Here is a 12,293-nt window from a genome sequence, read left to right on the forward strand (position 1 = left end):
ACTGACGTCAGGAATCAGCCGCGCATAGTCCAGGGATGCGCCCAGAGAAAGTCAAATTCATGCTGTTGGCGGCGGATATGCGCCGCGCGGTCCGTTTCTACACCACCGTTCTCGGTTTTCAGTCCGTTTTCGTGAGTGATTTCTGGTCGGAAGTGGCCTGTGGCGATGCCATTTTGGCTTTTCATGGCGGGCACGATGGCAGTGTGAATGCAACGGGTCTGAGCCTGCAATTTGAGGACGTTCTGGAGATTGCCGTCAATATTGAGCGTGCAGGTGGGAAGATCTTGGACCTGCCTCAGCAGCGAGATGGAGAACCTATTTTGTTAGGCCGTTACCGTGATCCCGAGGGGAATGAGGGATTCATCACCCAGTATGTGGGGTGATGAATCATTGATGCGATTCAAGATTTAGGCACATGCGGTACCAGCACATCCGGTGCCTGGTTCCGCTGGCGAATGCGTTTGCTGGCTTCCTTGGCGAAGATTTCTTGAGAGCGCAGCGCTTTACCAGTGGCTCCCGCTGGCGCGGCCCAGGTGCCATCGGGCTTTAACATGCGTCCTCTGGAGGTGTCTGCGAAGTGCGTTTCCAAAATGTGTGTGAGACGTTTTTTCGCTTCTTTATCCTCCACAGGGACCAGTAGCTCCACGCGTTTGGACAAGTTACGGTTCATGAAGTCAGCGCTGGAGATGAAAATGACGGGTCTCCCTCCTTGGCGAAAGTGGTAGATGCGGGCGTGTTCTAGGTAGCGGTCAATGATGCTCAAAACGCTGATGTTTTCACTGAGCCCCTTCACCCCAGGGCGCAGGCAGCAGATGCCACGCACATTCAGGCGCACCTTCACACCTGCCTGAGAGGCTTCATAAAGTGCGGTGATCATCTTCCGATCTTCCAGTGCATTCATCTTCAGCATGATCTCCGCTTCCTCACCCTGGCGGGCGCGCTCCGTTTCACTGTGGATCATGGAAAGCAGGCGCTCCCGCAGCCCAAAAGGAGCCATGGAGATGCGCTCAAAATGGACGAACCGTGAGCGGCCTGTGACCGTGTTAAAAAAGGCACTGGCATCGCTGCCGTAGTTTTGGCGGCAGGTCAGATAGCTGATGTCGGTGTACAATTTCGAGGTGGCTTCATTGTAATTGCCCGTGCCAAAGTGCATGTAGCGCACGAGATGCCCTGCCTCCCGGCGCATGACCAGGCAGATCTTGGCGTGTGTTTTCAGGCCACGGACACCGTAGATGATTTGCGCTCCGGCATTCAGCAGGTCTTCAGCACGTTCCAGATTTCGTGCTTCATCAAACCGCGCTTTCAACTCCACCAAGACAGTGACGTGTTTACCCGCCTGGGCAGCGCGGATGAGAGCGCTGATGATGCGGCTGTTTTTGGCTGTGCGGTAGAGGATCTGTTTGATGGCGATGACGTCGGGATCTGCCGCTGCTTCTTCGATGAGTTGCATCACCGGATCAAAGGTCTCGTAGGGGTGATGCAGCAGGATGTCGCCACGTTTGATCGCATCGAACATGCTCTCTCCGGGCTGGATTTGGGGGGAGGACTGGCTGTCCCAAGGTTCCACCTTGAGGTCCTCAAAACCTGAAAGACCTGAGATCACAAAATAAGCCCGTAGATCCAGCTCACCGGGGATGGTATAGACTTGCGCTGTTTTCGCCCCACAAAGATCGCGGATGGCTTTCACAAGTTCTTTTGGAGCACCGTCTTCGATCTCGATACGGATGGCCGGACTTTGAAGCCGCGCCTCAAGGATGTCTTCCATCTGGCTCGCGAGGTCGAATGAGCTTTCATCATCCACCGCGATGTCTGAATTTCGACTGATGCGAAAACGAGCGCTGGCCGTGACTTTTTCCGAAGGGAAATACAGGTGCAGAAAGAGGGAGAGCAGGTCCTCCAGATTCAGGTAGGCATGCAGGCCGCTTTCCACCTCAGGCACTAGGACATGACGGGGGAGGTTTGAAGGCAGGGTAAAGAGCACCAGACGCTGTGTGGTCTTGCCATCAGACTCAGACTGTACATTGCACAACAGCGCGATCTGAAGGGCAGGCACAGAAATGCGCGGCTTATCATCATCCAGTGCGATAGGAGAGAGCACGGGGAAAATGTACTCATGAAAGTAGGACTCCAGATGCGTGCGCTGGGCGAGCGTCAGTTCATTGGCGCTCAGCCTGCGGATACCTTTTTCCCGCAGCAGTGGCAAAAGCTCCTGGTTCAAGATCTCATACTGCCTTGCGACGAAGGCTGCGGCCCGCTGTTGGATCTTTTCCCACTGCTGGGTGGGGGTGAGGCCGGAGGGATCTTTGACCCGTCGTCCCTGCTCACGCAGGAACTGCAACGCGCCGACACGGACCATGAAAAATTCGTCCAAATTCGAAGCCGTGATGGCCAGGAATTTGACCCTCTCCAGCACAGGCAATTCAGCACGAGCAGCCTCAGCTAAGACGCGCTCATTGAAGGCTAGCCAGCTCAACTCACGGTTGAGGAAATGTTCGTCTGTCAAGGCAGGGGACTGAGCCTGCTGCTTGGCATCAAGGCTTGGTGAGGAGGATGTCATAGCCGTAAATTTCGCGGAAAAGGTCACACTTGGAGTTGATGGCGATCTGCTCGACGGTCGTGTCATCCACGCCTGGCGTCAGGATGTAGAGGCGGCTGCCTTCGGGCCGGAGTTGGATGGTCTTGATGCGCTGTGCATGAGTGCGATCCAGCGCATCGGCAATGCGGAGCAGAGCGGCGAGTTTAAAGACGATCATGCGCTCTTCTCGGGTCAGGTCGGAGAAGGTTGGGTGGTTAGGCTCAGGATTGTAGCGGCGGTGGTAACGGGCCAGCAGGGCCACCATTTCCCCATCGGAACTGCTCAGACCAAAGATCTCAGTTTGCAGAAGGATGTAGAGACTGTGTTTGTGGTGCTCGCGCGGGCTGATGAACATGCCTACTTCATGCAGGACAGCGGCGACTCGCAATACCAACTCATACTTGGCATCCAGGGCATGCAAGTGCTGAAGTTCACGGAACAGTTGCTGGGCAAAGCCTGCCACATGATCAGCATGCTTACGGTCGGTCTTATAGCGCACGCCGATCTCGCAGGCGGCCTGCACCACTTCATCTTGGAAATTGGCCGAGTGCGGGCTGGCAGTCATTAAATCCAGCATCAACTCCCGCTGAAAGTCCCCCTCAGGGATCCATAGCGCCTCATCGCCAAACCGGCGTGCCAGGGCCAGGTTGGTCTGCAACGCCGGCACAATGCCTTCTCCACCCGTGTAGTGGACATGCAGTTTTCTCACCAGCTCGTCAGGATTCAGGACGGCGAGCTTTTCTGTGAAACGTTCCAGCTCTTCCTCGGTGATTCGAAAGGCCCCTTGCTTAGCCGTCGTCAGCTCTGCCGCCACACTTTGGATCTCTGCGCCGATGGCCACATGATTATCAATCTGGTAGCCAGAGTAATCCTGGGCCAGATGGTCCACGACCCCGCGGATGTGCTCTTCGAGGTGGGTCAGATGCTGGGCAGATTCACCGTCTGCTCCAGCCACCGCTTCGCGAGCCCGGAAGATGCCTAACCGATAGTTGCTATACGCAGCCAGTCGCCCATCCTTGAAATACAGGGCGCGCGTATTGCCTGGCCCGATGTGAGAGACAAAGGTGTGTCCCTCCCGCAACTCCGGGTTCTTTTTCAGCATACGCAGGCCGATTTGATAGACCAGTCGCGTCATATCGCCATCGTCTATCAATCGTGCGATCAGGCCGGTGCTGACTTGCAGGCGATTGAGGAAAATCTCATGGTTGCCTGCCTCAGAAAGAATGTTCGTGTTATACAGGCGGACGTTAGCCAGAGGCAGTCCGAATTCCCGTACGGTTAACAGATAGTCTTTCAAGATTCCGGCGGCTTGTTCCACCGTCGCGCGGGTGATGTTGCCAGTGCGGAAAATATCCCTAGCCATGGGCAGCGGCTTATCCAGATGTTCCAAAAGGCTAAAGCTGCCTGAGTCATTGCGTGTGCCGATGATGAGCGAGAGCGACGCCGCACCGACGTAAATGATGGCGTGTTCTGAAGACGATAACACAGGCGGGACGGACATGACAAAAACTGACGAAAGGTTGGTGAGGAAAAGTGACTCAGGGCCGGAGAAATGTGAGCCTGACCCTACAGCCACTGGTATGGGAGGCCATAGGCTAGGGTTTCTGCTCGCGCAACCAGGCGACGCTGCCCACAGCCACGGCATTACCGCCTAACTTGGCCAGGGAATATTTGATCCCACGGCTGAGACTTGGCAGGGCATAACGGTTGACCTCTTCCTTGAGTAAGGTCAGGTAAACCTGAGGGATCTCCTCCACCAAGCCCCCGCCTAAGGTGATTTGATCAGGAGCTAGCAGATTGACCACGGTGGCGATCCCCATACCCAAATAGGACACACTGTTGCGGATCATGGATACCGCAGCAGGCTCGGCGGAATTGTAGGCTGCGGAAAGGGCCTTGCTGCGGATCTCGCGCAGATTACCTCGGGTTTTTTTATCCAGTTCGGGTAACTGTCCTCGGTAACAGGCGATGCCAGCCTGGGATGCCACTGCGAGGCGACTGGTGAGGTCTTCGATCATCACCGCCCCTGGCACGGCGCTTCCTAAATGAGTGCCAGGCACATAGACCATGCCTAGTTCCATGGCGGAGACACTGCGACCCATCACGAGTTTCCCATCATAGACAAAACCAGATCCCACGCCTGTGCCGGGGAAGATGCCCAGAAGTGAGCGGGCTCCTTTGCCTGCTCCCAGTTTGTATTCTCCAAAGGTGCCTGCATCCACGTCATTGAGCACCGCCACTGGCTTTTTAAAAGCAGTCTTCAAAATGCCAGCCAGTCCCATGTTCTTCCAGCCCAGATTTGGGGCATTGATGAGGATGCCTTTTTCGGGATTGACCAAGCCTGGGCAGCCGATGCCGATTCCTTGCAGCCCTTTCGGGTCCACGCCCGCAGCCGTTATCGCTTCTTGAATGACGGTGGTGATTTTTTTTCGCCCCTTGATCTGGCCGTCCGATCCATTGGTGGACTTTCTCGCAGTGCCCAAAACATGGTAATCCTCATCCAGAACGCAGGCCAGCATCTTGGTTCCCCCGAGATCGAATCCGATCCAGAAAGGGATGGATTTGAGCGTCAGCTTGGCCTCGGTTTTGATCTTTTTGCCGGGCTTCTTCTTCAGTTTGATTTTGGAGGTGGCGTTGGCTGGCATAGGATCACGAAGTTCTTAGAATAGAGCATCGGCTTTGACTCCACAGCAAGCAACAATCCTGGCGACTCAAGGGCTGTTTCGCAGTGAGACCTAGCTGGTCATGCGCTCTGCGTGCGTAGAAAAAGAGGGCTGAGAATGGACTCGGTTTTTTAAACGATCCATAAATGCAAATTTGGATCTGATCTCTCCATTATCCTAGAGCTAAATGGCACGCATGATGCTCAGCACATTAGTATCGCTGACCGCCTGACAAGGATTCGTTTGAGACCGGATTACCCTGCCAGGCGGATTAGCGAATCAACACTAACGCGAATCAATACGATGAAATTAAAGTGCTCGTTGCAAGCGATGCTCAAAAAGTGCCTTTTGGCCACCTCTGTCATGTCCCTGACCTCAGGCGTACTTCTGGCTGGAACTCCGGCAGTCGCTTCAGTGGAGGAGCCTCCTGCGCCACCTTTGGTCACAGGTACTCTCTCTCTTCTCATGGATTCGCATTTCGTTTCCTATGGGCAAGACATCTGGGGCGCAGGCCAGTCTTGGGAGGATCCACTTTTTCACCCTTCCTTGGCGATTAACTTTAATCTTGCCAGCAATTTCACTTTCTTCGTGGGAACCTGGATGGACATCAATGATAATCTAGAATCGAACTCTACCCTCGGTAATCGAGTGCAGGAAATCGACGTCTGGGCGGGCATGTCCTACACCATGGACAAATTCAAGTTCACGCTGATTAACCAATATTGGAACTACGGTGGCAATACGGAAAAAATCATCGATTTCCGTGTGGATTATAGCGGCATGCTGAATCCTTACCTCTTACTCCACGGTCGTTTTGATCGCGGCGCTGCTGTCAATTTTGGCGAAGGTCTGGTGGTTCAGGTGGGGATCAACCCTACCACGAAATGTGGCCCAGTCACACTCTCTGCGCCTATTGCGCTGAGCTATGACACCCATGATTATCACGGTGGCCAGGCAGGTTTCGGCTTTGCTTCGGCAGGCCTGAATGCAACACTGCCTTTGTCCAAGCATGTCGCTCTGACGGCTGCCGTGGATTATTTCTACACCAATGACAACGTCATCGTGACCAATCCTGATGAAGGCTTCGTCCGTGGTCGTGCGGGTGTGGTGATCACTTTCTAATCACCCCTTCTTCGGGCGCATCAATTGTCCTGGTGGGCAGATCTGATGCGCTCTTTCCTGAACCCTGCTTTCTCTCAGTAGGCCATCTTAGCTCAGACTTTATTCTTCACTGAATCATGAAATTCACTCGTCAATTTTCCCGTTTCGCCTGTGCAGCCGCTCTCGCTGCTCTTACTCCACTGCTCCATTCCCAGGAGACCGTTAAGGTCGGTGTGCTCCACTCATTGAGCGGCACCATGGCCATTTCTGAAACTTCTCTTCGAGATGTGCTACTTTTCACTTTTGATGAGATCAATGCCAAGGGCGGTGTCCTGGGTAAAAAGATCGAACCCGTTGTTGTGGACGGAGCGTCTAACTGGCCTCTCTTCGCTGAAAAAGCCAAACAACTTCTAGAGCAAGATAAAGTCTCTGTGACTTTTGGCTGCTGGACCTCGGTCAGTCGTAAATCCGTGCTGCCGGTCTTTGAGTCTAACAAAGGATTGCTCTTTTATCCCGTGCAGTACGAAGGTGAGGAAATGTCCCCCAACATCATGTACACTGCGGAAGCCGTGAACCAGCAGGCTACCCCTGCCGTGGATTACATGCTGGAAAAGGGATTCAAGAAATTCTACCTGCTGGGTAGCGACTATGTGTACCCACAGACCACCAACTTAGTGCTTTTGGAATACCTCCTCAGCAAGGGTGTGCCATTGGAAAACATTGGTGGCGGCTTCAAAAAAGACGAGTCCGGCAAGATCATCTCGGCTGGGAAATACACGCCTTTTGGCCATACGGACTACCAGCAGATTGTCTCTGAAATCAAACAGTATGCTGCCGGTGGTGACACCTGCGTGATCAGCACTTTGAACGGGGATACAAACGTTCCTTTCTTCAAAGAGTATGCAGCAGCAGGCCTCACGGCTGAAACCTGCCCTGTTGTAAGCTTCTCGATCTCGGAAGATGAATTCCGGGGCCTGCCTGCCAAGCAGTTAGTGGGGCAACTGGGATGCTGGACTTACTTTCAGTCCATCAAATCAGATGCAAATGAGAAATTCATCACGGATTTCGAAGCTTGGCTGGCTAAGAGCGATGTTCCTGGAATCGTCAAGGATGGTCGTGTGACCTGTTCCCCTATGGTGCTCAGTTACGTGGGTGTTTATCTGTGGAAAGCAGCCGTCGAAAAAGCCGGGACTTTTGAGGTGGAGAAAGTCATCGCCGAGCTTGAAAAAGGCATTAGTTTTGAAGGCCCGGCAGGCACCGTGACCAGCCAGAAAAATCATCACGTGACGAAAAATGTCTTCATTGGTGAGACCAAGGCCAACGGGCAGTTTAAGATCCTCAAATCTTATGACAATGTCTATGGCGAACCCTTCTTGAAGGGGACTTTCAAGACAAAATAAACTTCGTTTTAGCGCTGCTCATTTCTCCTCTCTTTGAAGTTGAGTTGATGTGAATTTGGGGCGGTCCGTTGGGTCGAGGACCGCCCTTTTTTATTATCGAGCTGACCCTGATTCGGCAGAGCCACTGGCATTAAATCTGCACTGTGAATCGAAGACCGTTTGCCCTGCATTTGTTATGAATAAAGCCTGGTTTTTTAGCATTATGGCTGCTCTGAGTTTCAGCAGTCTTTCCTGGGCCCAAGAGGCCAAAAGTGTGCGAGCCATCATTGCTGAGGCTGTGGTATTGACGGAAGACAGCGATGCCCAGGTGAAACTTGTTAATTCGTTGACGGGGATGACTGATCCCGAACTGGAGCCTTTGCTGGATGCCTGGAAAGGTGGATCCATTTACCTCGTCGAAGGTGCCGATGATAAATATATTGCTGTCACTCTGGCGGGTGATCCAGATGCCACCAAAAAAGAAACGGCTCTGCGGTTAGATACCAAAGAACCTCTCAAAGACGCTCAAGGTACTGTGGTCCGCGTGGCACCAGCACGGGCTGAGATCGCTGAGACGGATAGCAGCATTCGCCGCGCCATGAAGTCGCTGCTCGACCTTTCCAAATTGACAGCGCCTAACGCTAAGGATCGCATGCTCGCCATTACTCAAATGGGCATGGAACGTGATGTAGCAAAGTTACCCATTCTCGAGGAGCGGCTCAAAGTTGAAACCGATAGTTCTGTCAAACGAGCCATTCAGGAAGCCATCGCCCTCACCCAGTTGCGAAGCCCAGACAAAGCGGTGCGCCTCGCAGGCTGTACTTCGCTCGCAGAGATTCACCCGCTCAGCGCCAAAGATTCTCTGGAGAGCGTGGTGAAAGAGGCTCTGAAAGCCGGAGATAAAGAACTGCTCATCGCTGCCAAAAAAGCCTTGGAGGCTGTTGAAGCTCATCGGTCGATTGTGAATTTTTTAGGCACCTTGTTTCGGGGACTTTCTTTGGGCTCGGTGCTCCTGGTCGTCGCCATTGGTCTAGCGATCACCTTTGGTTTGATGGGGGTCATCAATATGGCGCATGGCGAGCTCATCGCGGTGGGGGCTTACACCACTTATGTTGTGCAGTGTCTGTTTGCGGAAGGTTTAGCTCTTTCGCCCTTTGGGATGAAACTCAGCCTCCCAGGTATGAATGCCTCAGGTTGGCTGTACGAAATGTATTTTGTCATCGCGTTGCCCATGGCCTTCATCATGGCGGCCTTGGTGGGGCTTGCATTGGAGCGCGGAGTCATTCGCTTTCTTTATCGGCGCCCACTGGAAAGCTTGCTCGCCACCTGGGGTGTTTCGCTCGTTCTTCAGCAACTCTTCCGCCTCGTTTTTGGGTCTAACAATGTGCAGGTCAATAGCCCTTCCTGGCTCAGTGATAACTGGACCATCAACGATGTGATCTTCGGTTGGAACCGAGTCTTTGTGATTGGCTTTGCCATCTTGATCGTTTTTGGCACCTGGGCGCTTTTGAGTAAAACTCCCTTGGGTTTGTTGATCCGAGCGGTGATGCAAAATCGCAACATGGCAGCCTGCCTCGGTGTGAGAACGGAACGCGTCAATATGATGACCTTTGGCTTTGGCAGTGGCTTGGCGGGTCTAGCGGGTGCCTTCCTTTCCCAAATTGGCAATGTCGGTCCCAGCCTGGGACAAAACTACATCGTGGATGCCTTCATGACTGTCGTTGTCGGCGGGGTAGGTAGCCTGATTGGTACGGTGGCTAGCGCCATCGGCATCGGTGTGGTGGATCAGTCCCTCCAGCAGATTTTGGGCAATCCCGTTTTGGGTAAAATCCTCGTCCTCGGGGCCATCATTCTCTTCCTTCAATGGCGGCCTGCGGGTTTGTTTGCCACGAAAACTCGCAGTCTGGAATCCTGATCAACCTTCACTGACCTCTTGAAATCATGACGCATTCCTTGCTCGTCCGCCCCATTGCTAAAAGAGAGTGGGCCATCACCGCCATCGTGGCTTTTTTCCTCATCGTTGTCTTGCCTCTGCTGAATCTGGGCGGGTTGGTGAGTGACTTCACGATTAACCTCTGGGGCAAGTATCTCTGTTATGCCCTCCTAGCCATTAGCGTGGATTTGCTCTGGGGATACACGGGTCTGCTCAGCCTGGGCCAGGCACTGTTCTTCTCGCTCGGCGGATACATGATGGGCATGTACCTCATGCGGATGATTGGTACGATGGGGCAGTATAAGAAAGATATGCCAGACTTTTTAGTCTTCCTGGGCTGGGAGCGATTGCCGACTTTCTGGACTCCGTTCAGCAGCTTTTCGTTCGCTATGATCATGATGCTGCTAGTTCCAGGCATTGTGGCTTACATCTTTGGTTGGTTAGCCTTTCGCTCACGAGTCAAAGGGGTCTATTTTTCCATCCTCACTCAGGCACTCACTTATGGAGCATCGTTGATGTTTTTCCGCAATGATATGCTCATGGGTGGTAACAATGGTTTCACGGACTTTCGATTTATCCTGGGTTTTGACATTCGCAGTCCAGGCACCAAACGCGGACTGTTCATCGTCACTGCCATCGTTCTCACCACGGTCTATGTTGGGCTCCGTTGTCTTACCCGAAGCCGCTTCGGCCTCGTCCAACAAGCAGTGCGCGATAGTGAGAATCGCGTGCTCTTCAGTGGCTATTCTTCGCCTAACTTCAAGCTCTTTATCTTCGTTGTCAGTGCCTTGATTGGCTCCATCGGCGGGGCGCTGTATGTTCCTCAGGTGGGCATTATCAACCCCAGCGAAATGACGACGGAGAAATCACTGGAAGCTGTGGTTTGGACAGCCGTGGGTGGGCGAGGTACTTTGATTGGTCCCATCGTAGGAGCCATCAGCGTCAATGCGCTCAAAAGCTGGGCCACGCGTGCTTACCCAGACCTATGGCTCATCATCCTTGGCGGGATGTTCATCATCGTCGTTTTGTTCTTGCCTAAGGGCATTGTGGGTATCCCAGGCATGGTGAGTGATTGGTTAAAGAAAAGAAAACCGCGAGCCGACGAGTCCGAGGTCATCTCGATCAACAAGCCCGAGGAGGAAGCCGCTTAACTTTATCGCCATGGACAATCCTCTCATTCTGAACGCCGAGGGCGTGAATAAATCCTTCGCTGGATTTAAAGCCATCACAGACCTCAACTTTTATCTTACCGAGGGAGAACTGAGAACGGTTATCGGGCCCAATGGTGCGGGCAAAACGACCTTTCTGGATCTTATCACAGGGCGCACCAAGCCCGACACAGGCACCATCACCTTTGGGGGACTCACGGAATTATTACCCCTGAGTGAACATGAAATTGTCCGACTCGGAGTTGGCCGAAAATTCCAGACCCCCACCGTTTACACCGAGCACACCGTTTTTGAAAATCTCCTATTGTCCCTGGAAGGAGTGCGCGGGGTTTGGAAGACGCTATTTAGTAAAACTACCAGCACGGATATTGACCGAATTGACGAAATCCTGAAAACGATCAACCTCGGTAGCCGCCGCACGGATCTAGCCGGTTCTTTGTCTCATGGGCAAAAGCAGTGGCTGGAGATCGGGATGCTGCTGGCACAGAATTCAAAACTTTTGCTCATTGATGAACCTGCTGCCGGGATGAGCGATGACGAAACTGCTCTCACTGGCGAGCTTCTGCTCAAGCTCGCAGGCAAACACAGCATCATCGTGATCGAGCATGACATGGTCTTTGTGAAGCAGATCGCTACCGGGCGCAAGGTGACGGTGCTGCACCAGGGCAGTGTGCTCTGCGAGGGCAGTGTGGATGCTGTGCAAAATGATCCTCGGGTGATCGAAGTTTATCTCGGACGCAAAAAAGCCGCCTAACAACATGCTTAATCTGACTTCTATTCATGCTTCCATTGGCGGTAGCCGCATCCTCCGTGGGGTGGATATGACGGTGCCTGCTGGTCAACTTTGCTGCCTCATGGGCCGTAATGGTGTCGGTAAAACAAGCACGCTGCGCACCATCGTGGGATTGTTCAAACCCAGCAATGGCACTGTCGTGCTTGATGGTACCGACATCACCAAATTAGCACCTGAAGACCGTGCGCGGTTGGGGCTGGCTTATGTGCCACAGGGGCGTGACATTTTTCCATTTCTCACCGTCGAAGAAAATCTCATGCTGGGTGCCACGGCCCGAGGGCTGAAGAACAAACAAAAGCTGGATCGTATCTTCACCCTGTTTCCCATCATCAAGGAATTCTTGCCTCGTAAAGGGGGCATGCTCAGTGGCGGTCAGCAGCAACAGCTTGCCATTGCGCGTGCCCTCTTGACGGAGCCGAAGGTGCTGATTCTGGATGAGCCGACGGAAGGCATTCAACCCAATGTGATTGACCAAATCGGTGATGCTTTGAAGATCCTTCGCTCGGAAGATAAAATGAGCATTCTGCTCGTAGAGCAATACCTCGATTTTTGTCGTGAATTGGCCGATGTGTTTTACATCATGGATCGTGGCACAGTGGTTGCTCAAGGACAGAACAAGGATCTTACGGATGAAGTGGTGAAAAAACACCTCACTGTCTAACCTCGAGATCTTATCCAAC

Annotated in this window: 10 protein-coding genes; 7 read left to right on the forward strand and 3 right to left on the reverse strand. The window is 53.1% G+C overall.

Translation table 11 applies throughout. The annotated features are described in order from the left end of the window. The first annotated feature begins 35 nt into the window (after positions 1-35). Positions 36-383: a VOC family protein gene (locus HNQ64_RS15510; RefSeq protein ID WP_184210203.1), complete on the forward strand. Its 348-nt coding sequence runs from the start codon at positions 36-38 to the stop codon at positions 381-383. A gap of 17 nt (positions 384-400) precedes the next feature. Here HNQ64_RS15510 and ppk1 read toward each other — a convergent pair whose 3' ends face one another. The 3 genes from ppk1 to HNQ64_RS15525 all read right to left on the reverse strand — a co-directional run bounded on the left by ppk1 (position 401) and on the right by HNQ64_RS15525 (position 5,220). After that, on the reverse strand, positions 401-2,557 hold the full coding sequence (ppk1, locus tag HNQ64_RS15515) for a polyphosphate kinase 1 (RefSeq protein WP_184210205.1): 2,157 nt from the start codon (positions 2,555-2,557) through the stop codon (positions 401-403). After that, positions 2,532-4,076 (reverse strand): Ppx/GppA phosphatase family protein, encoded by a 1,545-nt coding sequence (locus HNQ64_RS15520; RefSeq protein ID WP_184210207.1) that lies wholly within the window; start codon positions 4,074-4,076, stop codon positions 2,532-2,534. The genes ppk1 and HNQ64_RS15520 overlap by 26 nt, the downstream gene beginning before the upstream one ends. A 94-nt stretch (positions 4,077-4,170) precedes the next feature. After that, positions 4,171-5,220 (reverse strand): ROK family protein, encoded by a 1,050-nt coding sequence (locus HNQ64_RS15525; RefSeq protein ID WP_184210210.1) that lies wholly within the window; start codon positions 5,218-5,220, stop codon positions 4,171-4,173. Between the two features lie 381 nt (positions 5,221-5,601). On the opposite strand from HNQ64_RS15525, the gene HNQ64_RS15530 reads away from it, so the two are divergent. The 6 genes from HNQ64_RS15530 (at position 5,602) to urtE (ending at position 12,274) form a co-directional block, all read left to right on the forward strand. Beyond that, positions 5,602-6,360, forward strand: coding sequence for a hypothetical protein (locus HNQ64_RS15530; RefSeq protein ID WP_184210212.1), 759 nt, complete (start codon positions 5,602-5,604; stop codon positions 6,358-6,360). 116 nt (positions 6,361-6,476) lie between these two features. Beyond that, positions 6,477-7,739, forward strand: a complete 1,263-nt coding sequence (gene urtA, locus HNQ64_RS15535; protein WP_184210214.1) for an urea ABC transporter substrate-binding protein — start codon at positions 6,477-6,479, stop codon at positions 7,737-7,739. A gap of 175 nt (positions 7,740-7,914) precedes the next feature. After that, positions 7,915-9,633 carry an urea ABC transporter permease subunit UrtB gene (gene urtB, locus HNQ64_RS15540; RefSeq protein WP_221305467.1) on the forward strand — a complete coding sequence of 573 codons (1,719 nt, stop codon included), beginning with the start codon at positions 7,915-7,917 and terminating at the stop codon, positions 9,631-9,633. Between the two features lie 26 nt (positions 9,634-9,659). Next, the gene (urtC, locus tag HNQ64_RS15545; protein WP_184210218.1) at positions 9,660-10,802 is read left to right on the forward strand and encodes an urea ABC transporter permease subunit UrtC; all 1,143 of its coding nucleotides are present in this window, start codon (positions 9,660-9,662) and stop codon (positions 10,800-10,802) included. 10 nt (positions 10,803-10,812) lie between these two features. Continuing rightward, on the forward strand, positions 10,813-11,574 hold the full coding sequence (urtD, locus tag HNQ64_RS15550) for an urea ABC transporter ATP-binding protein UrtD (protein WP_184210220.1): 762 nt from the start codon (positions 10,813-10,815) through the stop codon (positions 11,572-11,574). 4 nt (positions 11,575-11,578) lie between these two features. Further along, a complete protein-coding gene (gene urtE / locus HNQ64_RS15555; RefSeq protein ID WP_184210222.1) occupies positions 11,579-12,274 on the forward strand; it encodes an urea ABC transporter ATP-binding subunit UrtE in 696 nt (231 codons plus the stop codon). The last annotated feature ends 19 nt before the right edge of the window (positions 12,275-12,293 follow it).

Source organism: Prosthecobacter dejongeii (assembly GCF_014203045.1).
In the GTDB taxonomy this organism is placed as follows: domain Bacteria; phylum Verrucomicrobiota; class Verrucomicrobiia; order Verrucomicrobiales; family Verrucomicrobiaceae; genus Prosthecobacter; species Prosthecobacter dejongeii.